The following is a 23,361-nucleotide window of genomic DNA, read 5'->3' as shown; positions in this document are numbered from 1 at the left end:
GTGGGTCGCGTGCCGACCGGTCATGAAGTGTCGGCTGGCGGCGCCGCAGGCGACGGTCTGCGACCGCACCGCGGACGGCCGACGGGGTGTCGTGACCGGTGCGGGGTCCTGGGCGCGGCGCGGCGGCCGGGAGGCACGGGGCGCCCCGTCACGCGCCTCCCGTCCGTCGACCGGTCGCGACACGTCGCGGGCCGCGTGCCGACCGGTCATGAAGTGTCGGCTGGCGGCGCCGCAGGCGACGGTCTGCGACCGCACCGCGGACGGCCGACGGGGTGTCGTGACCGACGGGACGGCGCCCGGAGCGAACTCCTCCGGTGCGCGGCGGCCGATTGGTACCATCGACAGCGTTCGACAACACGCAGTGTGTATCTACCGGCCGCCGGCTCCCCGGCGGACAACGGCGGCACCCGATGGGTCCGCCGCCACCGAACCGGGCGGGCCGAGAAGGCACACCCCAATGCTCCAGACCCGTTCCACCGGCGACACCCTGCCCACCGGCGACACTCCGCCAACCGGCGACACCCCGCCCACCGGCGACACCCTGCCCACCAGCGACGCCCCGCCCGCTCCGGACCGCTCGCTCGTCTCGCTCGCCGGGCGCTGGTACTTCCCCGTGGCGTTCATCGCCCGGCTCCCGTTCGCGATGATGGTGGTCGGCGTCCTGACCCTCGTCGTCGCCGCCCGTGACTCCGTCGCCCTCGGCGGCATCAACTCCGCCGCCGTCGGCATCGGATCCGCGATCTTCGGCCCGATGGTCGGCGCCGCGGCGGACCGCTTCGGCCAGCGGGCGGTGCTCGTCCCCGTCGGCCTGGTGAACGCGGCGCTGCTCGGGTTCTTCCCGTTCGTCGTCAGCGGCACCGCGCCCGACCTCGCCGTGCTCGCCGTCGCGTTCTGCATCGGCGCCTCGGCCCCGCAGGTCGCCCCGATGTCCCGCACGCGGCTCGTCGCGATCATCCGGCAGCGAATGGCCCCGGCGCGGCGCGAGAAGACCCTCAGCGGCACCATGGCCTACGAGTCCGCCGCCGACGAGACCGTGTTCATCATCGGCCCGTTCCTGGTCGGCATCCTCGCCAGCGCGATCGCCCCGTGGGTGGCCGTCGCAGGCGCCTCGGTCCTGACGTTCGTGTTCGTCACGGCGTTCGCGCTGCACCCGACCGGCAAGCTCGTGGTCGGCCAGCACGCGGAGTCGACCCAGGCACCCGCACGGCAGCTGCTGCGCCCGCGGCTCGTCGTCGTGGTCGTCGGCATCCTCGGCATCGGCCTGTTCTTCGGCTCGACCCTCACCTCGCTGACGGCGTTCATGGAGACCCACGGCGAGGCCTCGCAGGCCGGCCTGCTCTACGGCCTGATGGGCATCGGTTCCGCCGGGTTGGCACTCGGGTCCGCGGCGTTCCCCCGGGCCTTCGGCCTCGGCTGGCGCTGGCTCGTCTTCGGCGTCGTGCTCCTCGCCGGTGCGGTCGCGTTCGCCGGCGCCGACTCCGTCGTCGCCGCGGGCGTCGTCCTCGCGGTCATGGGCATCGGGATCGGACCCACCCTGGTCGCCCAGTACAGCCTCGGTTCGGACCGGTCACCCGTCGGCCGGTCCGCCACCACCATGACGATCCTCGGGTCCGCCGTCATCGTCGGCCAGTCGATCGCCTCCGCCATCACCGGTGACGTCGCCGAGCACCACGGCACCGCCGCAGCGATGCTGCTGCCGGCGGTCTCCGCCGCGATCGTCGTGGTCGCCGCCGTCCTCAACCTGCTGCTCCCGCGTCGGGTCGCGACCGCCTGACCGCGAACGTGAGCGCCTGACGGACGGGAGGCCCGTGGCGACGCCGCCACGGGCCTCCGGTCCGTCACGGGAATGGACGAGGCGTGCGAACGCTCAGGACTCGGTGTCGTCGACGAGCAGGTCCTCGTGCCGGTAGTCGTCGGCGCGCAGCCCGGCGCGGGCGATCATGTGCGTCGACACCGGCACCAGGAACAGCTGGAACACCATGATCGGCAGCACGACCCAGAACGCCGTCCACGTCCACACCGCGACGACGATGGCGGCCAGCGCGAGCGCGAGCCCGAGCACCTGCGGCTTCGCCATCGCGTGCAGACGGACGAGCGGGTCCGGGAACCGGACGATGCCGACCCCGGCGCCGAGCGACAGCAGCGACCCGACGAGCAGCAGCCCGATGGCGATCCAGGCGCGGATGCCGGCGTCGTCGACGAACGACTCGATGATCTCGATCACGGCTGGTCCTCCTCGGCACGCTCGGGGGTGGTGACGGTCAGTCCCTCGTCGGACGGGTCCGCTGAGGGGGTGACGGCCCGGGCCACGGCGACCGTGGCGAACACACTCGTCGCCGAGATCACCACGAGCACGGGGATGCCGGTCAGGTCCTGGCGGATGACCATCGCGGCGGCGATCACCACGAGCACGGTGGTCAGCACCATGTCCGACCCGATCATGCGGTCGAGGATGGTCGGCCCGCGCACGATCCGGTAGACCGCCAGGGCCAGCGTGGCACCCAGCAGGGCGAGGACGAGCACGATCGCGATCCCCATCACGACGACGGCGGGGCTCACCGGGTCACCTCCGGCAGCGGCTCGGACAGCTCGGAGACGTCCTGCTTCGACCCCAGTGCGCGGATGACCATGGCCTCGATCCGGAGTGCGACGCGGCGTTCGTCCTCGACCTGATCCAGGCGCTCGGTGTCGAGCACGTGGATCAGCAGGCGACGGCGCCGCAGGTCCACGTCGGCGACGTACGAGCCGGGCACGAGCGAGATCGCGAGGGTGGCCAGCGTGAAGGTCATCTCGGACGTGGAGTGCAGCTGCACGAGCGTGATCGAGCTGCGCCGCACACCGCGGGGACGGAACGCGACCCACGCGACCCGGAAAGACGCCACGACGACGAGCCCGGACCACACGACCAGGAACCGCAGCACGTGCACGATCGAGAACCGTGCGGACAGCGGGACCGGCGGGAGCGGCAGCGCCTGGGTGACGAGGAGCGCCACGACGATGCCGCACAGCAGCGTCAGCGGGGTCCACGACCCCCAGAGCAGCGCCCAGAGCACGGTGAGCCCCGCGACGAGGGGCACGTCGTAGCGCCACGCCAGCGCGATCCGCCTGGCGTTGGAGATGCGGCGGACGTCGGTCATCGTTCACCTCCGAGCACGGCCTGCACGTAGCGGTCGGGCGACTCCAGCGACTCCGCTGCGCGGGTCGCGTAGCCGTAGAGCGGGCCGGCGACGACGGTCAGGGCGACGGACCCGAGCACCGCGACGGTGGTCACGCCGACGAGCATGCGCGGCAGGCGCACCTTCTCGGGAGCCTCGCCGATCGCCTCGGTCGCACCGGTGGTCGGACTGGAGGCACGGGTCGCGTGCGGTGCGTCGGTGACCGCCACCGAGCCTCCCGGGTGGTACGCCTCGCCCGTGTCCTCGGAGACGGTGAGCGGAGCCGGTTCCGGCGACCGCAGGTGGGCGTGCGGTTCGGCGCTCGTCGCGTGCGGGGCGGCGGCCTCGGCCGCCGGCTTCGGCCGCCAGAAGGCGGCGTCCCAGACCCGCATGAGCGCGTACAGGGTGAGCAGCGAGGTGACGACGCCGGCGCCGATGGTGACGTACGCCATCGGGGAACCGTCCTCGGCGGCGGCGCGGAACAGGCCGAGCTTGCCGATGAAGCCGGAGAACGGCGGGATCCCGCCCAGGTTGAACGCGGGGATCAGGTACAGGGCGGCCAGCAGTGGTGCAGCCTTCAGCAGTCCGCCGAGCGACCGGGTCGAGGTCGTCCCGCCGACACGTTCCATCAGGCCGGACACCAGGAACAGCGTGGTCTGCACGACGATGTGGTGCACCGTGTAGAACACCGCGGCCGCCGTACCCGCGACGGTGCCGAGGCCGACGCCCATCACCATGAAGCCGATGTGGCTGATCAGCGTGAAGGACAGCAGCCGTTTCACGTCGGTCTGCGACACCGCGCCGAGCACCCCGACGACCATCGTCAGTGCGGCGACGACGAGCAGCACCTCGTTGAGTTGTGGTCGCGGGAAGATCACCGTCTCGAGCCGGATGATCGCGTAGATGCCGACCTTGGTCAGCAGGCCCGCGAAGACCGCGGTGACCGGCGCCGGGGCCGTCGGGTACGAGTCCGGCAGCCAGAACGCCAGCGGGAACACGGCCGCCTTGATGCCGAACCCGATCAGCAGCATCGTGTGCAGGAGCAGCTGGACGTGCTCCGGCAGGTCGGCGACGCGCTCGCTGATCTGGGCGATGTTCACCGTGCCGGTGGCGCCGTAGACCAGACCGATGGCGGCGAGGAAGATCGCCGATGCGATCAGGCTCGTCACGATGTACGTCGTGCCGGCCCGGACGCGCTGCTCACTGCCGCCCAGGGTGATGAGCACGTAGCTCGCCACCAGCAGCATCTCGAACGCCACGTACAGGTTGAACAGGTCACCCGCGATGAACGAGTCGAGCACGCCGGCGGCCAGCACCAGGTACGTCGGGTAGAAGATCGTGACCGGGGCGTCCTCGTCGTCGGCGGCCAGGCCCTGCCCGATCGAGAACAGCAGGACGAGCAGCAGGACGCTCGCGCTGACGGTGAGCAGCAGTGCGCTCAGCCGGTCGACGACGAGCGAGATGCCGTACGGGGCGTCCCAGCCGCCGACCTGCACCACGATCGTGCCGTGCCGGTCGACCAGGACCATGAGCGTGGCGGCGACGGCCAGGGCCACGACGAGCACCACGACGGTGATCGCACGCTGGAGCTTCTGGTGGCGGAGGAGTCCGAGCGCGACCGCGGCACCGAGCAGCGGGACGAGGACGAGGAGCGGGACGAGCCAGGTCATCGGGTCGCCTCCTGTTCTGCGTCGGTGGTGGTCTCCGGGTCCTCGTCGGCCGGCTCGTCGCGGTCACGGCCGATGGCGGCGTCGGCCTCGTCGACCTCGACCTCGTCGGCGCGGGACAGCTGCCACGACCGGTGGATCAGGGCCAGCAGGAACGCGCTCACGGCGAAGGTGATCACGATCGCGGTCAGGGCGAACGCCTGGGGGAGCGGGTCGGTGATGCCCTCGGCGCTCGTGCCGATCGGCGGGTCGCCCGCGGCGCCGGACATCACCAGCAGCAACAGGTTGAGGGAGTTACCGAGCAGCAGGAAGCCGAGGAGCATCCGGGTCAGGGAGCGTTCGAGCAGCAGGTAGACGCCGCACGAGAACAGCACCGCCATGGCGATCACGAGGACGAGGGTGACGGTCATGTGGCGCTCCCTTCCGGGGTGGGGGCATCGAGGGCGTCGCTGACGGACTCCTCGGTGGTGTCGCGGGTCGGGGTCGAGGCGTCCTCGAGGCGCTGCCGGTCGACCTCGGCGCCGAGGCTGCGGAGGACGTCGAGCACCAGGCCGACGACGACCAGGTACACGCCGATGTCGAAGAACGTCGCGGTGACGAACTCGACGTGTCCGAGGATCGGGACGGTTGCCTCGAAGAACTCGGAGTACAGGGCTTCGCGACCGAAGAACAGCGGCACGATCGCCGTGATGGCGGCCGTCGCGACACCCAGGCCGAGCAGGCGACCGGCGCGCACCGGGGCCGCGGCGCCGAGTTCGGCGGGACCGCCGGCCAGGTAGCGGGCCGCGAGGGCGATGCCGGCGACCAGGCCTCCGGCGAACCCGCCACCTGCCGAGTTGTGGCCCGCGAACAGCAGGTAGAGCGACAGCACGATCAGGCCGTGGAACAGCAGTCGGACGACCACGTCGAGCAGGGCCGAGCGGCCGGTCGGGATCGCGGCGCTCGTCGGTAGCCAGGCGCGTGGCTCACCGTCGGTGCGCTCGCCGTTCGCGGTCAGGGTCTCCGGCAGGTCCCGCAGCCGGGGCAGGGTGTCCTCGCGCGAGTTCACGAAGATCAGGCTCGCGACGCCGGTGGCTGCGGCGACCACGACGGTGAGCTCACCGAGGGTGTCCCAGCCGCGCAGGTCGACGAGGGCGACGTTCACGACGTTCAGACCGTGCCCGAACGAGCTCGTCAGCGCGGGCAGGTCGGGCCAGAGGGGGCGTGCCGTGCGGGCGGAGGCGGCCACGACGACGACGATCGCCAGGGTCAGCCCCGCCAGACCGGCGAAGAGTGCCCGCACGACCCGGAACCGCGACGGGTTGGTCGTGGCGATGCGCGGGGGCAGCCGTCGGAGGACCAGGACGAAGGCGATCAGGGTGACCGTCTCGACCACGAGCTGCGTCAGGGCGAGGTCGACGGCGCCGTGCAGGACGAACAGCACCGAGAGGCCGTAGCCGGTGACGCCGACCAGGACCGCGGCGGCGAACCGGGTCTTCGCCGTGAGCACCGCGATGCCGGCGATCGACATCACGATCATCACCGGGATCTGGCCCCACGTGTCGGCGAACCGGACGTGGAACTCCCACGGCCCGCCGAGCACCAGGTTGGCGAGCGCCCCGGCGACGAAGACCGACAGGATCACCGTCAGGTAGTAGGGGAGCGAGCCGCGTTGCAGGCTCGCGGTGAGTCCGGTCGCTCCGCGGTCGAGCAGTCGCATGCCGTGCCGGTAGGTGCCCGCGGCACTCGGGAACCCGGCGAGCCGGTGCTGGAGCGCCTCGACCGGACGCCGCAGGGCGAACAGTGCGAGGCCCCCCACGAGGGTGATCGCGGACAGACCGAGCGCGGGCTCGAGGCCGTGCCAGAGCGCGAGGTGCGGGACCTCCTCGCCGCCGAGCGCTGCGGTCGTCGCCGCGGGCTCGATGCCGTGCGCGACCACCGGGGTGAGCAGGCCGAGTGCGAGCCCGGCCAGCGCGAGCACCGAGGGCACGACGGCGAGGCCGTGCAGGGCGTGCGGCTCGGTGGTCGCGACACCGGGCTTGCGGGCGAAGGCGCCCCACAGGAACCGCAGCGAGTAGGCCACGGTCAGCACCGAACCGACCGTCACGCCGATCAGGGCGAACCAGGCCCAGCCGGCGTCGGGGCCGTGCAGGGACTCGGTGAACCCGGTCAGCACGGCTTCCTTCGCGACGAACCCGATCGTCGGCGGGATCCCCGCCATCGACACCAGCGCGAGCACCGCGACGACCGCCAGCCACGGGCGGGCGCGCCCGAGTCCGCTGAGCCGGCCGAGGTCACGCGTGCCGGTGACGTGGTCGATCGCGCCGACCACGAGGAAGAGCGTCGACTTGAAGGCGGCGTGGGCCACGAGGAGTGCGACCCCTCCGAGGGCGACCGCGGGGGCACCCCAGCCGGCGGCGAGCACGAGGAACCCGAGCTGGGCCACGGTGCCGTAGGCGAGCAGGAGCTTGAGGTCGGTCTGCCGCAGTGCCCGGTACCCGCCGACGAGCATCCCGGCGACGCCGAGCAGTGTGATCGTCTCGCGCCAGCCGTCGAGCAGCGCGAACGCGGGCGCGAGCCGGGCCACCAGGTAGATGCCGGCCTTCACCATCGCCGCGGCGTGCAGGTACGCGCTGACCGGGGTCGGTGCGGCCATCGCGGCGGGGAGCCAGAAGTGGAAGGGCACGATCGCCGACTTCGTGAGCGCTCCGAGCAGCACCAGGACCACCGACACCGAGACGACCGTGCCGCTCGGGGGATCGGCGACGATCGCGGACAGCGAGGTCGTGCCCGCCGTGACCGAGAGCATCACGAGGCCCGCGAGCATCGCCAGACCACCGGCGGTGGTGACGACCAGGGCCTGCATGGCGGCGGCGCGACTGGCACGCTTCGCGGCGTCGTGCCCGATGAGCAGGTAGGAGAAGACCGTCGTGGCCTCCCACAGGACGAACAGCACGATGACGTCGTCGGCGATCACGAGTCCGTACATCGAGCCGGCGAAGGCGGTCAGGACCCCGGCGAACCGACCGAGCCCGGGTTCGTCCCGCTCGAAGTACGAGGCGCAGTAGACCAGCACCAACGCGCCGACGATCGACACGACCAGTGCGAGCACCCACGACAGGGCGTCCATCCGCAGCGTGACGTCGAGGTCGAGCTGGGGGACCCACCGGTGCCGTTCGACGACGCTGCCGTGCAGGGCGGCGTCGGTCTGGGCGATCGTCAGCACCGCCGCCGCGGCGGGGGCGAGGGCCGCGACGTAGAAGACGCGGCGGCCGAGGACGGGGGTCAGGGCGGGGACGATCAGGGCGACGATCGCGAACGCGACGAGGACGAGGACCATCGGGCACCTCCTCGGGGTCGGGCTGCAGTCCGGCTCACTGGGCTCTCACAGCTTACGAAGCGACCCATGTGGAGAACCTGTGCGGCCGGACAGCAGTCCGCTCAGGTCCGGCCGTGCGCTCGGGCGGGGATCTGCGTCGCGAGCTTGCCGCCGGAGACGTCGAGCAGGGTGCCGGTGATGTACCCGGAAGCGTCGCTCGCCACGAAGACGAGCAGGTCGGCGACGTCGTCCGGCGTCTCCCACCGGCGGAGCGACAGCGTGTCGAGCAGGCGGTCCTGCGCCTCGGTCGGCATCGTCGCGAAGCCGTTCATGGCCGTCGGCACCATGCCCGGTGCGTAGGCGTTCACGGTGATCCCCCACGGGCCGAGCTCCGACGCCAGGACCCGGGTGAACGAGACGACGGCGGCCTTCGACGCCGCGTAGGCCGCGCTCCCGACGCTGGGCACGATCGCCGCGAACGAGGCGGCGTTGATGATCCGACCGCGCCCGGCCGCCTGCATCACCGGAGCAACGGCCTGGCTCATCAGGAACGTGCCGCCGAGGTTGACGTCCATGCAGCGGCGCCAGGCGTCCCACTCCAGTTCGGCGACCGTGCCCGTGACGTTGATGCCGGCGTTGTTGACCAGCACGTCGATGGTGCCGTGCAGCCGGACGACCTCGTCCACGGCGTCGTGCACCGACTGCGGGTCGGCGACGTTGCACACGACGTGGTCGAGCGGGAAGTCCGGCTCGAAGGACAGGTCGAGCGCGACGACGCGGCACCCCTCGCCGACGAAGCGATCGGCGAGTGTGCGGCCGATCCCGCGCGCCGCGCCGGTCACGACGACCACTCGGTCGGTCAGGTCGAGGTGCATCGTTGCTCCCGTCGTCGGTGCCTTCAATAGGCATACTATTCGAGCATGACGGATCAGCGTGTGCTCTGGGTCACGGGTGGGGGCAGCGGCATGGGAGCCGCGAGCGCCGAGGCGGCGGCGCGGGACGGCTGGACCGTGGTGCTCAGCGGACGTCGTGCCGACCGGCTCGAGCAGGTCGCACGCACCATCCGTGACGCCGGGGGAACCGCGGACGTCCTGCCCCTCGACGCGAGCGACCCCGAAGCCGTCACAGCCGCGCGGGACGCCGTGCTCGAGCGGCACGGCCGGCTCGACGGGCTCGTGCTGGCGGCCGGACTCAACGCCCCGCGACGCCGGTGGGACGACCAGTCGCTCACCGACTTCCGCGCGATCGTGGACACGAACCTCACCGCCGTCGTCACGCTGGTGGACGCTTCGCTGCCGGCACTCCGCGTGGCCGGCGGCGTGGTCGTCGTGGTGTCGTCGTACGCCGGGTGGTCCTTCCAGCCGGGAGCGGGTGTCGCGTACTCGGCGAGCAAGTCCGCGCTCGCCTCGGTCGTCCGCACGCTCAATCAGCAGGAGGCCGAGCACGGCGTCCGTGCCACGCACCTGTGTCCTGGTGACGTGGCGACGGACTTCCTCGACCAGCGGCCGGAGGTCCCCGATGCGGCCGCCCGGCAGCGCATGCTCCAGCCGGAGGACGTGGGGCGGACGGTCGCGTTCGTGCTCGGGGCGCCGGCGCACGTGCGCATCGACGAGCTCGTGCTGTCGCCTGTCTCGCAGCGGTGACGAGCACCTTCGAACGGGTCCTCGACCAGGTCGGTGCCGCCGTCGTCTCCGGTGCCGTCGCCGTGGGCAGCCGCCGGAGCATCGACGACCTGGTGGCCTGGACGGGTGCCAGTCGCAGCATCGTCCGCGAGGCCGTCCGAGTCCTCGTCGCCCTCGGCCTGCTCGCCGCGCGGCAGCGGGTCGGCGTGACCGTCCTCGGCATGCGGGAGTGGGACGTCCTGGATCCGCGCGTGGTGCGGTGGCGGCTGCGGGGCCCGGATGGTGACCGCGTGGCGGCCGAGCTCCGTGAGCTGCGTGCGGCGGTCGAACCCGCCGCTGCTGCCGCAGCAGCCCGGCGGGCAGCGCTCGACGAGTTCGCGGACCGACGGGAGGCCCTCCGCACCACCGCCGACGAACTCGCCGCCGCCGCGACCCGCGACGACCGCCTCGACTTCGTGATCGCGGACGTGCGGTTCCACGCGCTCGTGCTCGACCTGTCCGGCAACGCGCTGTACCGACGACTGCACCAGGTCGTCGGCCAGGTGCTGCGCGAACGCGGGAGCGTCCGCCCGGACCGGCACGACGTCGGCCTCCACCTCGCTCTCGCCGATGCCGTCCTCGACGGTCGTCCGGACGAAGCGGCCTCGACGATGCGGGCGATCGTCGACCGCACGTGAGTGGAGCGCCCCGGACCTGCGAGGATGGACCCCGGTGTGCCCCTCCGGTGCCCGTGGAGGGTGAGTCGTGGACGCAGCACAGGACCTGGTCGTCCAGCTCGTCGGGACCCCGTGGGCGTTCTTCGTGGTCGGCCTCGTGCTCGCCGTGGGCAGTGTCGCGGTCTTCCTGCCCAGTCAGGCACTCGTCGTCGCGATCGGCACGCTCCTGGTGGGCGGTGACGGCGGTCTCCTGCCGGTCCTCTTCCTCGTCGTCGCGGCGTCGATCGGCATGGTCCTCGGCGACCTCGGGCTCTACCACCTGGCGCGTTCGGTCGACCTCGGCTCGAGGTCGTGGTTCTCGCGTCCGAAGGTCCGCGCGGCCCGGGACGCCATCGACGGCCGCTACCGTGCAGCTCCCGGGCGCATCGCGGTGCTCGGACGCTTCATCCCGATGGGTCGGTTGACGACGAACCTGGTCGGCGCGGACAGCGGGCTCGACCTCCGGCGGTTCCTGCTCAGCTGCGTGCTCGCCGACGTCGTCTGGGCGGCGTACTGCGTCGGCATCGCCTCGGCCACCGGGCGTTGGAGCCGCGAGCAGCCCTTCCTCGTCACGACCCTCGCGGTCGTGGCGTCGATCCTGCTCGGCCTCGCGATCTCCGCGATCGAGAAGGCCCTGCGACGACGCAGCGAGGCGGCGGCCGCGGCCTGACGAAAGTAGGGTGGGCACCCCGTTCGAAGGAGAACCCCGTGCTGCTCGACGACCTCGTGCCGGACCGCGATGCGCTCGAGCGCATCGCCACCGGCAGCACCTGGGCCGAGGGGCCCTGCTGGATCCCGTCGACGCGCACGCTGCGGTGGTCCGACATCCCTGGTGACCGGATCCTGCAGTGGCACGCCGACTCGGGGGAGACCTCGGTGTACGCGGACGGTGTCGAGTTCACCAACGGCCGCACGCTCGATCGGGACCGCAGCGTCGTGCAGTGCTCGCACGGCCTGCGTCGGGTCGAGCGTGACCGCGACGGAGTCGTCACGCCGATCGTCGACGTGTGGGACGGGGGCCGCTTCAACTCCCCGAACGACGTCGTGGTCGCGCGGGACGGCGGCGTCTGGTTCACCGACCCCGCCTACGGCATCACCCAGCCGCGTGAGGGGCACCCGGGCGTGCGCGAGTACGGCGACCACTGGGTGTTCCGGTGCGGACCGGAGGGCGGGGACCTGCGACCCGTGGCGACCGACCTGGACGAGCCGAACGGCCTGGCGTTCGCCCCGGACGAGCGGGTGCTGTACATCGCGAGCTCGTCGGGCGATGAGCCGGTGATCCGTGCCTACGACCGCCGTGGCGACCTGCTGAAGAACGGCCGGGTGTTCGCGCGGCTCGAGCCCGGAGAGGGAGCGCCGGACGGCATCCGGGTCGACGTGCACGGCAACGTCTGGTCGTCCTCCCACCGCGGCGTCGTCGTGTTCGACCCCGAGGGAGCCCGGATCGGAGAGGTCGCCGTGCCGGAGGTCACGTCGAACCTGTGCTTCGGCGGCGACGACGGCACGACGCTGTTCCTGACCGCGACGACGTCGGTGTACCGGATCGCCACGACGACGCGGGACGCTGCCGTATCCTGACTCGGCCATGCAGTGCGACTACTTCGACCGCGGGGTGTGCCGGTCGTGCACGCTCATGGGTCAGCCCTACGCCGACCAGGTCCTCGACAAGGAACTCCGGACGCGCGAGCTCCTGCACGACGCGGTCGAAGCTGCCGGGGGTCCCGGAGCGGTCTCCTGGTCGCCCGCGATCACCAGCCCGGAGTCGGGGTACCGGAACAAGGCGAAGACGGTCGTGGGCGGATCCGTCCAGCACCCCACCGTCGGGATCCTCGACCACCGGCAGCGCGGCGTGGACCTGCGGCACTGCGGGATCTGCACGCCCGGCATCCGGCACGCGTTGCCCGTGCTGGCCGAGTTCGTCTCGACCGCGGGGCTGATCCCGTACGACGTCGCCGCGCGCCGGGGCGAGCTGAAGTACGTCCTGGTCACCGAGTCGCCCGACGGCGAGCTGATGATCCGGTTCGTGCTGCGCTCCGAGGGACAGCTGCCACGGCTCCGGCAGCACCTCGACGCCCTGCGCGCCGCACTGCCGAACGCGGTCGTGGTGACCGTCAACCTGCTGCCCGAGCACAAGGCCGTCACGGAAGGCGACCGCGAGATCGTGCTGACCGAGCAGGAGACGCTGCCGATGCGGCTCGGCGGGATCACGATGCACCTGCGGCCACAGAGCTTCTTCCAGACGAACACCGGCGTCGCGACCGAGTTGTACGCGCAGGCGACGGCCTGGATCGACGAGCTCGATCCCGCGTCGATGTGGGACCTGTACTGCGGCGTCGGCGGGTTCGCGCTGCACGCAGCCCGCCCCGGCCGCGTGGTGACCGGCATCGAGACGAGTGCCGAGGCGATCCGCTCCGCGCGGCAGTCCGCTCGTGAGGCCGGCCTCGAGGGCCTCCGGTTCGCCGCCGACGACGCGACCGAGCACGCACTCCGGGCCCGTCCGGACGCGGTGCCCGAGCTCGTCGTCGTGAACCCGCCGCGTCGCGGGATCGGCGAGCGGCTGTCGACCTGGCTTGAGGAGTCGGACGTGCAGCACGTCGTGTACTCGAGCTGCAACCCCGTGACCCTGGCGAAGGACCTGGCACGCATGCCGTCGTTCCGGCTGCGTCGGGCCAGGGTGCTCGACATGTTCCCGCAGACCGGTCACCTCGAGGCCGTGACCCTGCTCACACGGGGTTGATCCCGAGCGCCGATCGGCATTGCCAGGGAATTGCCAAGGACACGTACCCGGGTACGGCTCGATCACCATGCCCATGGGAATGTGCCCGTTCAGGTTCGGGGTAGGGGTACATAGCATCTACGGGTAGAACCGTTTGTCTCGGTTTGATAACGGTCAAGAGTTTCCTATGGTTGCCGACCGAGGTGCCGCCGGCCCGATGACCACTGCCCCCGGTGGCGCACCCCACAACTGACCGCGATCGGTCGGGGTGGGCAGTGGATTCCGCAGCAGATGCGGCTCGTGACCCCGGTGGAGCAATCACATGAAGAAGCTTTCCCGTACCCGCACCATCGTCGGTGGCCTGGCGTTCGCCGGCATCGCAGCGACCGGTGTCGGCCTCGCGGCAGCCCCCGCGAACGCAGCGTCCGGTTCGACCTGGGACCAGCTCGCGCAGTGCGAGTCCGGCGGCAACTGGGCCATCAACACCGGCAACGGCTACTACGGTGGCCTGCAGTTCAACCTCGGTACCTGGCAGGCGAACGGTGGCGCGGGCAACCCCGCCTCCGCCAGCCGCGAGGCCCAGATCGCCGTCGCCGAGCGTGTCCTCGCCTCGCAGGGCTGGGGTGCATGGCCCGCCTGCTCCGCCCAGCTCGGGCTGAGCGGCACCAGCGGTGCAGCCCCCGCCGCGGCCGCTCCGGCCCCCGCACCGGCTCCGGCGCCCGCACAGCAGGCTGCCCCGCAGCCTGCCGCTCCGGCACCGGCTCCTGCCGAGCAGGCCGCCCCGCAGCCGAGCACGACCGAGTCGACGCCCGCCCCGGCAGCGACGACGCCGAGCAAGCCCGCCCCGGTCGAGACGAGCGGCAAGACGTACACGATCGCCTCGGGCGACACGCTCGACACGATCGCGACGAAGCTCGGGGTCGACGGCGGTTGGAAGCAGCTCTGGGCCGCGAACACGTCGACCATCGACGACGCGAACCTGATCTACGCCGGCCAGGAGCTCCAGCTCCCCGCCTGATCTCTCCGCAGACCGGACACGACGACGCCCCACGACCTCGAGTCGTGGGGCGTCGTCGTGCGTGCGGCCTCGCGGTACTGGACTACTGCAGGTTGTCGGCGAGCCAGCCGGCGACGTCGTCGGACCGGAGCGCCTGGGACAGGGAGCCGACGGCGAGCTCGTTCAGGTTCACGATCGACTGCCCGTCCGGTGCCGTCCCTGAGCCCGCGGTCGGCACGGTGAAGGTCACGAGGTCGTCTGCCCGGACCGCTCGGAGCGACCACCCGAGTTCCGCCATCCGTGCGAACGAGAACCCGGCGTCGACCGACAGGTGCGCACTCGTCGCCGCGACGAAGTCCTGGATGCGACCGGGGTTCGTGACGGTGCCGCGGGACAGCAGCCCGTTCACGACGCCGCGCATGAACGCCTGCTGGTTGCGGACGCGGGTGTGGTCGGCGTCGACGAAGGCGTAGCGCTCCCGGACGAAGGCGAGTGCTGCGGCCCCGTCGAGCCGGTTCGCCCCGGCCGTGAAGTCGTGGCCGCGTGCTGAGAACGCCCGGGGGGAGTCGACCGTGACGCCGCCGAGGGCATCGGTCATGTCCTCGAACCCGGCGAAGTCGATCTCCGCCACGTGGTCGATCCGGATGTCCAGGAGCTGTTCGACGGTCTCCGTGGTGAGGGCGACCCCACCCCAGGAGTAGGCCGCGTTGATCTTCGCGCGCCCGTGTCCGGGGACCTCGACCCAGGAGTCGCGCATGATCGACATGAGGTACACGTGCTGTCGGTCGGCGGGGACGTGCGCCAGCATCAGGGTGTCGGAGCGCCCGCCGAGCTCGGGCCGCGCACCCTCGGGGCCGCCCTGCGCGCGAGTGTCGGACCCGATGAGCAGGATGTTCTCACCGCCGGACGTGCTCGGTCGCGCACCGCTCGGGAACGGGTCGGCGATGGTGTCGCGACCGGCGTCGAAGCTCCGCGCGAGTCCGCCGACGAACACGCTCGCCACGACGGCGATGACCAGGGCGACACCGACGAGCGAGCCGAGCGTCGCGATCAGGGCGACCAGGAACGGTCGCCGTCGCCGCGTGCTGCGACCGGGTGCGCGGAGAGTGTGTGCTGCGGCCGCCCGGGCGGCTCGGCGTTCGGACATGCGGGGCTCCTGTGGTCAGGTCGGCACGGACCGACCACGGGATCTTACCGCATGTGGTATTTCACGAACAGTGTTTCACTCGAGCTGTGGCTTGGCGAGCAGCTCGCCAAGTGCCGTGCGGAGTGCCGGGTCCTCCGGCAGGACCTCGCGCTCGATGTGCCGCGCGGTCTCCCACGCGGACCGGCCGGCGGGTGTCACGCTGACCACCCGGCGTCGACGGTCGGCGGCGTGCGGCGTCCGCTCGACGAGACCGTCCCGCTCCATCCGCTCGAGGGTGCGGGACATCGTCTGCGGCTGGACCCGGGCCGTGCGGGCGATGGTGTCGGCGCCGGTCGGTCCGGTCCGGATGAGGATGTCGATCGCGACGACCGCGGCGTGCGAGAGCCCGATGGCGCGGAGGCGTTCGTCCCAGTCTCGTTCGACGGACCGTGCGGCCGCGGACAGCAGGCGTCCGAGGGGCCACTGCTCGGTCATGTCCTGCATGTCGTGATTCTACGGTCGGCAGGTGCGCTCGACCGTCAAGTATTCAGCATGCTGACGATCGGTGTACGCTCACCGACGTGTCCCGCTTCCTCCGCATCGTCCTCCCCGCGCTCGTCATCGTGGTCTGGCTCGGCATCGCCTCCGTCGGCGGTCCGTTCTTCGGCAAGATCTCCGAGGTCTCCACCAACGACCAGACCTCGTTCCTGCCGGCCTCGGCCGACGCCACCAAGGTGCAGGAACGGTCCTCGGAGTTCCGCGACGAGTCGGGGGCTCCCGCGATCATCGTCCTCGAGCGTGACGGTGGCCTGACGTCGACGGACCTCGCCGACGCGAAGACACTGGTCACGACGCTGTCCGACCGCGCCGACGTCGAGGCCGTCAGCCCGGTGATCCCGAGCGAGGACGGCGACGCGGTCGAGATCGTCGCCACGCTCACGCAGGACGCCGAGACCGGGGACGCGGTCGAGGCCATCCGGGCCGACGTCGACGATGCGCTCCCGTCCGGTGTGAGCGGCTACGTCACCGGTCCCGCAGGGTTCACCGCGGACCTGACCGAGGCCTTCGCCGGCATTGACGGACTGCTGCTCGGGGTGGCGCTCGCCGCGGTGCTCGTGATCCTGATCATCGTCTACCGATCACCCCTGCTGCCCGTCCTCGTGCTCGGGACCGCCACCTTCGCCCTGTGCGCCTCGATCCTCGTGGTCTGGTGGCTCGCCGAGGCCGACATCGTGACGGTCAACGGGCAGGTGCAGGGCATCCTGTCGATCCTGGTGATCGGCGCGGCGACGGACTACGCGCTCCTGTACACCTCGCGCTTCCGTGAGGCGCTGCGCGACCACCGCACCGGTTGGGACGCGACGAAGGCCGCCCTGCGGGGGAGCCTCGAGCCGATCCTGGCCTCGGGCGGCACGGTGATCGTCGGGGTGCTCTGCCTGCTGCTCTCCGACCTCAACTCGAACAAGGCGCTCGGCCCCGTCGCGGCCATCGGCATCGCGTTCAGCCTGCTCGCTGCCCTGACGCTCCTGCCCGCGCTGCTGCTCGCGTTCCGCCGCGCGGCGTTCTGGCCGCTGCGTCCGGCGTTCGGCAGCGCCCACCCCGAGCTCACCGGTCCGGACGCCCGCGGCATCTGGGCGCGCGTCGGCCGGCTCGTCGCTCGGCGGTCCCGGGTGGTGTGGATCGTCTGCACGGTCGGCCTGCTCGCGATGGGCGCCGGCCTGTTCGGACTCAAGGCGGACGGGGTGCCGCAGAGCGACCTGATCATCGGGTCGTCCGAGGCCCGTGACGGTCAGGACGTGCTGGCCGACCACTTCCCGGGCGGTTCCGGCAGCCCGGCGCAGGTCATCGGTGCGGAGCGCGACCTCGACCAGCTCGTCGACGCGATCACCGCGGTGGACGGGGTCGACGGTGTGGTCGCTGCAGCGAAGGACAGTCCCGCCGGTACCGTCCCGGTGACCGGGGACGCCGCCGGCAGCGGCACGCCGACCGTCTCCCGCGGTGATGTCCTGCTCGAGGCGACGCTGTCCGACGCCGCCGACTCGGACGCCGCCGAGCAGACCGTCCGCGACCTCCGCACCGCCGTCGAACGGGTCGACCCCGGAGCGATCGTCGGAGGCGTCACCGCGACGGCGGTCGACACGAACGACACCGGGATCCGCGACCGCACGCTCATCATCCCCGTGGTGCTCGTCGTCATCCTGCTGATCCTGATGCTCCTGCTCCGCAGCATCGTCGCGCCGCTCGTCCTGATCGGCAGCGTGATCGTGTCCTTCGCGGCGGCCCTCGGTGTCGGAGCGCTCGTCTTCGACCACGTGTTCCACTTCCCGGGCGCGGACCCGAGCGTGCCGCTGTACTCGTTCGTGTTCCTGGTGGCCCTCGGCGTCGACTACAACATCTTCCTCATGACACGAGTGCGCGAGGAAGCACTGCGACACGGTCCACGCGAGGGCGTCCTGCGCGGACTCGGAGTGACCGGCGGGGTGATCACGTCGGCGGGCGTCGTGCTCGCCGCCACGTTCGCCGCCCTCGGCGTGATCCCGATCCTGTTCCTGGTGCAGATCGCGTTCGTCGTCGCGTTCGGCGTCCTGCTCGACACGATCGTGGTCCGCTCGCTGCTCGTGCCGGCGCTGGCCTACGACCTCGGGCACCGGGCCTGGTGGCCGTCGCGCCTCTCGCGCACGAACCCTGACATGTGACACGCTGGACCCATGCCAGTTCCCTCGACGCAGCCCGCTGCCGAGCGCAAGCTCCTCCGTGACACGGTGCAGGACAAGATCCGCGACGCCATCATGGACGGCACGCTCGAGCCCGGGGAACGGCTCAACGACGACGACCTGATCGCCTGGCTCGGGGTCTCCCGGACGCCGATCCGCGAGGCCCTCGCCGAACTCGCCCGGGCCGGACTCATCGAGATGGCGCCGAACCGCTACACCCGGGTCGCGGCGCCGACGAAGGAAGAACTCCTCGACGCGTACCGCACCCTCGGCGTGATCTACGGTGGCGTCGTGCGGCTCGCGGTGCCCCGGTTCACCGACGCGCAGCGCAAGAAGATCGTGAAGATGCTCGACGACGTGCACGCGCGGGTGGGCGCCGACGAGCAGGACCAGGTCGCCCGCGACGGCGCCGGCATCTACTCGATGTGGGCCGACGCGTGCGGCAACCCGTCGCTCGTGCAGCTCTGCAACTCGACGACGGACGGGCTCTCCTTCAAGCTCCGCGTGCCGGAGCTCGCCGAGCTCCTGCCGGCCGAGGTGATCCTGCCCGAGCTGACCAAGCTCAAGGACGCCGTCGTCGCGAAGGACCCCATCGCCGCCGAGCTCGCCATGGAGGCGATCCACCTGCTCCCGTCGCGCGACTAGCGTTCCGGACGCGACCAGGCGACGGCCTGGAGGCGCGTGGCCGCCCCGCCACACGCCTCCAGGCCGTCACCGCGTCACCACGCGACCAGGCGAGCCGTCAGTGCGCGACGGCGCTGATCATCCCGAGACCGACGCTGATGCGGTCGGCGACCTCGATGAGGTCCTCGGCCAGGGACCCGAGGTCACGGTCGCGGAGCTGCGTGAGGCGTCCGGAGATCGAGAGCGCGGCCGCGGTGTCCCCCGAGGCGTTCCTGATCGGCGCTGCGATGCAGAACCGGCCGAGCGCGAGTTCCTGGTTCTCCTCGGTCCAGCCGCGCTTCGCCGAGACGGCCAGGTCGGCGGTCAGGGCGTCGTGCGACGTGATGGTGTGGTCGGTGTACCGCGCCAGGTCCGCACCGAGGAGCCGCTCCCGGTCCACCTGTGACAGGTCGAGCATGAGGGCCTTGCCGAGTGCCGACGCGTGCAGCGGCTGTCGCATCCCGATCATGGTGTGCGACTTCGGGGCCAGTGACCCCTCGAAGTGGCAGAGGTAGATGCACGAGGCGGCGTCGCGCACCCCGACGTTCGCGGTGAGGCCGATCCGGTGCGCGAGTTCCTGCGCCGCGGCCCGGCTCTCCCGGTGCACCGGGTTGTGGTTGAGCCCCTGGCTGGCGAGTTCGAGCACGGCGCGACCGACCGAGTACCCCTGCGAATCGGGATCGCGGCGCACGTACTCGAGCGACTCGAGCGTCGCCAGGAGCCGACCCGTCGTCGATGTGCCGAGGCCGATCGCCCGCGCGATGTCGGAGGCACGCATCGGCCCGTCAGCAGCACCGAGCGCGCCGAGGACCGCCGCGGCGCGCTCGACGCTCTGGTTCGGAGGGGTGGTCGTCATCCCCTCATTCTGGTCTGCGACGGCGATCAGGACACCGTGACGCCGCTGACGAACGCGTTCGAGCGCACCTGCGCAGCTGTCAGCGGCACCCCGCCGAGCACGACGTCCTGGAACGCGACGCCCGAGATCCCGTGGGCGGCGTCCCAGCCCGACAGCGTCACGGAGTCCGCCGTGACGTCGGTGAAGTGGCGGATCGTGATGCCCGTGATCCGACCGCGTTCGTCGCGGTAGCCGGTGTCGTTCGAGTACTGCCCCTTGAGGACCTGCAGCACGATCGCTCGCTTCCCGACCGGCTGCGACTCCACGTGGAAGCCGTCGACCGTGACGTCGGAGACCGTCGCCCAGTCCTGCACGTCGAACTTCAGGGCGACCTCCTTGGCGCGGAGCACGTACGACTGCGTGATCGAGATGTCGGTGAACAGCGACGTCTCCATCGAGGAGCCGAACCGGACGGGGTTGCCGCCGGTGACGTTCCAGAAGGTGGTGTCGAGGGCGTGCAGCCCGCGGGTCTCCGGCTCGCCGTTCGTGGCGGCGTCGAGGGCGTGCCAGCCGAAGCCGTCGTCGCCGCTCATCACGAAGTTGTGCTCGACCGCCATGTCCTGCACGCCGTCGGTGTCGATGCCGTCGTTGTTGATGAGCGTGCCCATCAGGTTCGTCCACGACACGTGGATGCCCGACGACCGGATGTACAGCGTCTGCCACCACTGTGCGTTCCGGACGCCGATGCCGGAGACCGTGACGTCGGAGCTGTCGCGGAACCGGATCGCCATCGTCTTCGCGGTGCGCGAGGTGTCGTCGCCGGCGTCGAGGATCCCACGGCCGAGCACCCGCACGCCGGTGACGCCGTCACCGTCGATGCGACCGTGCACCAGTGCACCGGGAGCCAGGTAGATCGTCTGCCCGGACGTCGGGCGGATGACTCCGGCGTCGTGCTCGCCCGGGCCGAAGTACCGGACCGAGGGGTCAGCGGCGGACGGCACGGTCGTCTCGGCCGGTGTGACGAAGAGGAACAGTGCGCGAACGCCGGGCGTCTCGATCACGAGCGGGTGTGCGTCGCGGATCGTGAACGTGATCGTGGAACCGGAGCGGGTCGTCGCGATCGACAGCGTCCGTGGTGTGACGACCGGTGTGGCCGACGCGGCGAGGCCGGGCATGGTGACGCTGACGGTCGCCGTACCGGCCCCCTTGGCGAACATCGCGACGTCGTGCGAGGTGCCGCTGACCGACTCGGCCCTGACCGGCACGGCCGTCCCGTTCGCCGAGACGGTGTGCGCGGTCGCGGTGGGCGAGGTGGGGTTCCCCGGGTTGGGCTGGATCGTGGCGGTGCCGGCGGTGACCGCTGACGGACTGGCGGCGGTGTCCGCGACCGCAGCCGCGCCTCCCGGCCCGGACGTGCCGACGGCGGCGAGTGACAGCGCGACGACCGTCGCGATGGTGTGTGCGCGCAGGCGCATGGCGATCTCCCTTGATCGTTGTGGGTGCTGCAGGTGGGTCAGTAGACCTTCACGGCGCTCGCCGTGACGAACGGCGACCCGTTCGTGGCGGTCACGACGACGCGGAGCGAGTCGGTCCGCACCGGGGCGAGGTCGTGGACGCGATGCCGGTGCCGGTTGTCCGTGACGGTCTCGAGCTGCCGCCACGAGCCGTCGACGGACACCTCGATGCGGTAGTCACGGGCGAGCGTCGGGACGGCGTCCCAGTGGGTGCGGTGGTGGTGCAGGTTGATGAGGTCGGCGTCGACGTCGTCGTTCCACACGATCCGCACCTGGCGCACGTCGATCGACTCCGTCCAGTCGAGTGTCAGGGCGGCTCGGCCGTCGCCGGCCTCGGACGACCACAGGTGCGGGCCGCCGAAGGGACGCTGGTACCCGTCGACCACCCTGGAGGCCCGCCACGCGTCCGATGCGCCGGCTGCGGTGAACGCGAAGGACCGTCCGCGCAGGGCGCGCGCTTCCCAGTCGGTCACGGGCTGGTCGGACTCCTCGGGGATGTGGTCGTCGAACTGCTCGTCGTCGGCCGTGCGGGCTCGGAGGGCCAGCACCCCGTACGGGTGCCCGTCGGTCAGGACCAGGCGGACGCCGGGGGCACGACGGACGACGACGACCGCGTTGCACGGCTCTCCGGGTCGGAACGCGAGGTCCACCACCGCTTCCCCGGATCCGGCAGCCACCGCAGCGGTGTGGGTGGCGACGTGCTCGATCGGGGCGTAGTTCTGCGGCTTGCCGGTCGTCCAGAGCTCGATCGTGAGCTCGGCCGCGGTGCCGTCGTCGTCGGCGACGGTCCGGAGCGCGAAGGAGCCGAGCGCCGGGTCGGCCGGCAGGACGATCGCGACGTCGCGATCGAGTGCGAAGGTGTCGGCGGTCGCCCACGGGGTGGTGTCGATCGAGGTGAGTTCACTGCTCGCGGTGATCGTCGCCCGGCGGGCCAGGTCGGCGCCGTCGACGGCCCGGACCCCGATGAGCGGGGCGTCCTCGCGGAGCAGTGTCTGCTGGAGCATCTCGACGTGGTCGGCGCCGAGCGTGCGGGGCGTCGTGCCGTGCCGGGCGACGAGGTGTGCGGCGGTGCCGGCGGCCTGGCCCTGGGTGGCGCACGTGGCCATCACCCGCGTGGAGCCGAACGCCACGTGTGACGCGGAGATGTTCCGGCCGGCGAAGAGCAGGTTCGCGACGTCCGCGGAGTAGAGGGAACGGAAGGGGATGTCGTAGGTGCCGTCCGTGTACCGCTGCTGCGCGCCTGCGGTCTCGGCGTACACGCCCTCGACGGGGTGCAGGTCGATCGACCAGCCGCCGAACGCCACCGCGTCGGGGAAGGTCCGCTGCGACAGCAGGTCCTGCTGGGTGAGCGTGTGGTCGCCGATGAACCGGCGGTACTCCCGTTTGCCGGGGATCGCACCCACCCAGTCGAGCGTGAGGGTCTCGGCGTCGAAGGCGCCGGAGTTCTTGATGTGGTCCCAGATCCCGTAGACGACGCCCCAGAGCTCATCGCGGATCCGCTCGTTCTCGGCGACGGTGTCGAGCGCACCGCCCCACTCGATCCACCAGTAGTTGCAGCCGTTGTCCCCGGTCTTGATGGCCCGGTTGGCCAGGATCGGTGTCGTCGTCAGGTCGACGGCGATCGACGGTGGCACGAACTTCTCGGGCCGACCGGTGTCGTGCGTCGAGAAGAAGATCGAGCTGCCGAGCAGTTCGTCGTCGGGCTGTTCCGGCGCCCACGCCTCACCGTGTTCGGCGCGTCCCTCGCGGCCGATCCGGAACGACGCCCCGGCGAGTGCGCCGACGAGGCCGTCGCCCGTGCAGTCCAGGAACACCGGCGCGGTGAAGGTCGTCTCGATCTCGGACCCCATCGTCCACCCCGTGACGGAGGTGATCCGGGTGGCGCCGTCGTCGTCGGTGGTCGTGACGATCCGGACGTCGGTGTTGAGGTGCAGGCGCACGTTCGGTTCGGCGCGCACGAGGTCGAGCACGACCTGGTCCCAGTAGATCGCGTTGCCCTGCGGGTTCCGGTACTGGTTCTCGAGGAAGAGCTCGCCCATGATCCCGGTCTCGCGGGCGAACCGATGGGTTCCGTGCGCGGTCGCCCCGACCACCCACACCCGGATCTCGCTCGAGGAGTTCCCACCGAGTACGGGGCGGTTGGTGACGAGGGCGACGCTGGAGCCGAGGCGTGCGGCGGCGACCGCGGCGCACACGCCGGCGAGACCGCCTCCGACGACCACGACGTCGTGGTGCTGTTCACGGGACTGCATGGCGGCGACGGTATCACTCTCTGGCGCTTCCTTCCCACTGTGTGGCAAAGTGTGCCCGACAAGTGCTATCGTCAACGAACTCTCGACAACGAAGTGTGAGGTCACCC

At 71.5% G+C, this 23,361-nt stretch carries 21 protein-coding genes; 9 read left to right on the top strand and 12 right to left on the bottom strand.

Annotated features, from left to right (window positions below; all coding sequences use genetic code 11):
• Positions 1–457: 457 nt before the first annotated feature.
• Positions 458–1,774 carry an MFS transporter gene (locus tag DEJ35_RS07820; protein WP_258378447.1) on the top strand — a complete coding sequence of 439 codons (1,317 nt, stop codon included), beginning with the start codon at positions 458–460 and terminating at the stop codon, positions 1,772–1,774.
• A gap of 93 nt (positions 1,775–1,867) precedes the next feature.
• On the opposite strand, the gene mnhG is transcribed toward DEJ35_RS07820, so the two are convergent.
• The 7 genes from mnhG to DEJ35_RS07785 form a co-directional block, all read right to left on the bottom strand.
• Positions 1,868–2,224, bottom strand: coding sequence for a monovalent cation/H(+) antiporter subunit G (mnhG, locus tag DEJ35_RS07815; protein ID WP_071245814.1), 357 nt, complete (start codon positions 2,222–2,224; stop codon positions 1,868–1,870).
• Positions 2,221–2,559, bottom strand: a complete 339-nt coding sequence (locus DEJ35_RS07810; RefSeq protein WP_110894112.1) for a sodium:proton antiporter — start codon at positions 2,557–2,559, stop codon at positions 2,221–2,223. Before DEJ35_RS07810 ends, mnhG begins: the two co-directional genes overlap by 4 nt.
• A complete protein-coding gene (locus DEJ35_RS07805; RefSeq protein WP_110858581.1) occupies positions 2,556–3,137 on the bottom strand; it encodes a Na+/H+ antiporter subunit E in 582 nt (193 codons plus the stop codon). The genes DEJ35_RS07810 and DEJ35_RS07805 overlap by 4 nt, the downstream gene beginning before the upstream one ends.
• Positions 3,134–4,825, bottom strand: coding sequence for a Na+/H+ antiporter subunit D (locus DEJ35_RS07800; RefSeq protein WP_111123809.1), 1,692 nt, complete (start codon positions 4,823–4,825; stop codon positions 3,134–3,136). The genes DEJ35_RS07805 and DEJ35_RS07800 overlap by 4 nt, the downstream gene beginning before the upstream one ends.
• Entirely contained in the window at positions 4,822–5,232 is a 411-nt protein-coding gene (locus DEJ35_RS07795) for a Na(+)/H(+) antiporter subunit C (RefSeq protein WP_111192514.1), read from the bottom strand. Before DEJ35_RS07795 ends, DEJ35_RS07800 begins: the two co-directional genes overlap by 4 nt.
• A complete protein-coding gene (locus DEJ35_RS07790; protein WP_111192513.1) occupies positions 5,229–8,141 on the bottom strand; it encodes a Na+/H+ antiporter subunit A in 2,913 nt (970 codons plus the stop codon). The genes DEJ35_RS07795 and DEJ35_RS07790 overlap by 4 nt, the downstream gene beginning before the upstream one ends.
• 101 nt (positions 8,142–8,242) lie before the next feature.
• Positions 8,243–8,995: an SDR family NAD(P)-dependent oxidoreductase gene (locus DEJ35_RS07785; RefSeq protein WP_111123807.1), complete on the bottom strand. Its 753-nt coding sequence runs from the start codon at positions 8,993–8,995 to the stop codon at positions 8,243–8,245.
• Between the two features lie 45 nt (positions 8,996–9,040).
• Here DEJ35_RS07785 and DEJ35_RS07780 point away from each other — a divergent pair, with 45 nt between their 5' ends.
• The 6 genes from DEJ35_RS07780 (at position 9,041) to DEJ35_RS17655 (ending at position 14,171) form a co-directional block, all read left to right on the top strand.
• The gene (locus DEJ35_RS07780; RefSeq protein ID WP_181435543.1) at positions 9,041–9,763 is read left to right on the top strand and encodes an SDR family oxidoreductase; all 723 of its coding nucleotides are present in this window, start codon (positions 9,041–9,043) and stop codon (positions 9,761–9,763) included.
• Positions 9,760–10,419: a FadR/GntR family transcriptional regulator gene (locus tag DEJ35_RS07775; RefSeq protein WP_110858587.1), complete on the top strand. Its 660-nt coding sequence runs from the start codon at positions 9,760–9,762 to the stop codon at positions 10,417–10,419. Before DEJ35_RS07780 ends, DEJ35_RS07775 begins: the two co-directional genes overlap by 4 nt.
• Positions 10,420–10,486: 67 nt before the next feature.
• Complete coding sequence (locus DEJ35_RS07770) at positions 10,487–11,107, top strand: DedA family protein (RefSeq protein WP_110858588.1); 621 nt, start codon at positions 10,487–10,489, stop codon at positions 11,105–11,107.
• A 38-nt stretch (positions 11,108–11,145) separates the two neighbouring features.
• On the top strand, positions 11,146–12,015 hold the full coding sequence (locus DEJ35_RS07765) for an SMP-30/gluconolactonase/LRE family protein (protein ID WP_111192511.1): 870 nt from the start codon (positions 11,146–11,148) through the stop codon (positions 12,013–12,015).
• Positions 12,016–12,022: 7 nt separating this feature from the next.
• Positions 12,023–13,174, top strand: a complete 1,152-nt coding sequence (gene rlmC / locus DEJ35_RS07760; protein WP_111192510.1) for a 23S rRNA (uracil(747)-C(5))-methyltransferase RlmC — start codon at positions 12,023–12,025, stop codon at positions 13,172–13,174.
• Between the two features lie 301 nt (positions 13,175–13,475).
• Positions 13,476–14,171, top strand: a complete 696-nt coding sequence (locus DEJ35_RS17655) for a transglycosylase family protein (protein WP_111123803.1) — start codon at positions 13,476–13,478, stop codon at positions 14,169–14,171.
• An 82-nt stretch (positions 14,172–14,253) separates the two neighbouring features.
• Here the strand turns inward: DEJ35_RS17655 and DEJ35_RS07750 are convergent, their stop codons facing one another.
• Together DEJ35_RS07750 and DEJ35_RS07745 are read right to left on the bottom strand one after the other, a co-directional pair.
• Positions 14,254–15,297 (bottom strand): LCP family protein, encoded by a 1,044-nt coding sequence (locus tag DEJ35_RS07750; protein WP_111192509.1) that lies wholly within the window; start codon positions 15,295–15,297, stop codon positions 14,254–14,256.
• 75 nt (positions 15,298–15,372) lie between these two features.
• Positions 15,373–15,780, bottom strand: a complete 408-nt coding sequence (locus DEJ35_RS07745; protein WP_111192507.1) for a MarR family winged helix-turn-helix transcriptional regulator — start codon at positions 15,778–15,780, stop codon at positions 15,373–15,375.
• Between the two features lie 77 nt (positions 15,781–15,857).
• Between DEJ35_RS07745 and DEJ35_RS07740 the strand changes: the two genes are divergently transcribed.
• Positions 15,858–17,972 carry an efflux RND transporter permease subunit gene (locus tag DEJ35_RS07740; RefSeq protein ID WP_111192505.1) on the top strand — a complete coding sequence of 705 codons (2,115 nt, stop codon included), beginning with the start codon at positions 15,858–15,860 and terminating at the stop codon, positions 17,970–17,972.
• Between the two features lie 12 nt (positions 17,973–17,984).
• A complete protein-coding gene (locus DEJ35_RS07735) occupies positions 17,985–18,635 on the top strand; it encodes a GntR family transcriptional regulator (protein ID WP_111192503.1) in 651 nt (216 codons plus the stop codon).
• Between the two features lie 97 nt (positions 18,636–18,732).
• Here the strand turns inward: DEJ35_RS07735 and DEJ35_RS07730 are convergent, their stop codons facing one another.
• Genes DEJ35_RS07730 through DEJ35_RS07720 form a run of 3 tightly spaced genes read right to left on the bottom strand, consistent with a single transcriptional unit; the run spans position 18,733 to position 23,254 of the window.
• Positions 18,733–19,509 carry an IclR family transcriptional regulator gene (locus DEJ35_RS07730; RefSeq protein WP_027467181.1) on the bottom strand — a complete coding sequence of 259 codons (777 nt, stop codon included), beginning with the start codon at positions 19,507–19,509 and terminating at the stop codon, positions 18,733–18,735.
• A 26-nt stretch (positions 19,510–19,535) separates the two neighbouring features.
• Positions 19,536–20,963 carry a hypothetical protein gene (locus DEJ35_RS07725; RefSeq protein WP_111090119.1) on the bottom strand — a complete coding sequence of 476 codons (1,428 nt, stop codon included), beginning with the start codon at positions 20,961–20,963 and terminating at the stop codon, positions 19,536–19,538.
• A gap of 38 nt (positions 20,964–21,001) precedes the next feature.
• Positions 21,002–23,254 carry an FAD-dependent oxidoreductase gene (locus DEJ35_RS07720; protein ID WP_111192501.1) on the bottom strand — a complete coding sequence of 751 codons (2,253 nt, stop codon included), beginning with the start codon at positions 23,252–23,254 and terminating at the stop codon, positions 21,002–21,004.
• Positions 23,255–23,361: the final 107 nt, after the last annotated feature.

This window comes from Curtobacterium sp. MCPF17_051, assembly GCF_003234595.1.
GTDB lineage: Bacteria > Actinomycetota > Actinomycetes > Actinomycetales > Microbacteriaceae > Curtobacterium > Curtobacterium flaccumfaciens.
This window is presented reverse-complemented; position numbering and strand designations above follow the sequence as displayed.

What these genes read in the sequence shown, in the direction of transcription:
- DEJ35_RS07725 (WP_111090119.1), bottom strand. Translation starts at nt 20,963, where the DNA reads ATGCGCCTGCGCGCACACACCATCGCGACGGTCGTCGCGCTGTCACTC.
- DEJ35_RS17655 (WP_111123803.1), top strand. Translation starts at nt 13,476, where the DNA reads ATGAAGAAGCTTTCCCGTACCCGCACCATCGTCGGTGGCCTGGCGTTC.
- DEJ35_RS07790 (WP_111192513.1), bottom strand. Translation starts at nt 8,141, where the DNA reads ATGGTCCTCGTCCTCGTCGCGTTCGCGATCGTCGCCCTGATCGTCCCC.
- DEJ35_RS07780 (WP_181435543.1), top strand. Translation starts at nt 9,041, where the DNA reads ATGACGGATCAGCGTGTGCTCTGGGTCACGGGTGGGGGCAGCGGCATG.
- DEJ35_RS07730 (WP_027467181.1), bottom strand. Translation starts at nt 19,509, where the DNA reads ATGACGACCACCCCTCCGAACCAGAGCGTCGAGCGCGCCGCGGCGGTC.
- DEJ35_RS07785 (WP_111123807.1), bottom strand. Translation starts at nt 8,995, where the DNA reads ATGCACCTCGACCTGACCGACCGAGTGGTCGTCGTGACCGGCGCGGCG.
- DEJ35_RS07820 (WP_258378447.1), top strand. Translation starts at nt 458, where the DNA reads ATGCTCCAGACCCGTTCCACCGGCGACACCCTGCCCACCGGCGACACT.
- DEJ35_RS07750 (WP_111192509.1), bottom strand. Translation starts at nt 15,297, where the DNA reads ATGTCCGAACGCCGAGCCGCCCGGGCGGCCGCAGCACACACTCTCCGC.
- DEJ35_RS07805 (WP_110858581.1), bottom strand. Translation starts at nt 3,137, where the DNA reads ATGACCGACGTCCGCCGCATCTCCAACGCCAGGCGGATCGCGCTGGCG.
- DEJ35_RS07745 (WP_111192507.1), bottom strand. Translation starts at nt 15,780, where the DNA reads ATGCAGGACATGACCGAGCAGTGGCCCCTCGGACGCCTGCTGTCCGCG.
- rlmC (WP_111192510.1), top strand. Translation starts at nt 12,023, where the DNA reads ATGCAGTGCGACTACTTCGACCGCGGGGTGTGCCGGTCGTGCACGCTC.
- DEJ35_RS07800 (WP_111123809.1), bottom strand. Translation starts at nt 4,825, where the DNA reads ATGACCTGGCTCGTCCCGCTCCTCGTCCTCGTCCCGCTGCTCGGTGCC.
- DEJ35_RS07795 (WP_111192514.1), bottom strand. Translation starts at nt 5,232, where the DNA reads ATGACCGTCACCCTCGTCCTCGTGATCGCCATGGCGGTGCTGTTCTCG.
- DEJ35_RS07735 (WP_111192503.1), top strand. Translation starts at nt 17,985, where the DNA reads ATGCCAGTTCCCTCGACGCAGCCCGCTGCCGAGCGCAAGCTCCTCCGT.
- DEJ35_RS07720 (WP_111192501.1), bottom strand. Translation starts at nt 23,254, where the DNA reads ATGCAGTCCCGTGAACAGCACCACGACGTCGTGGTCGTCGGAGGCGGT.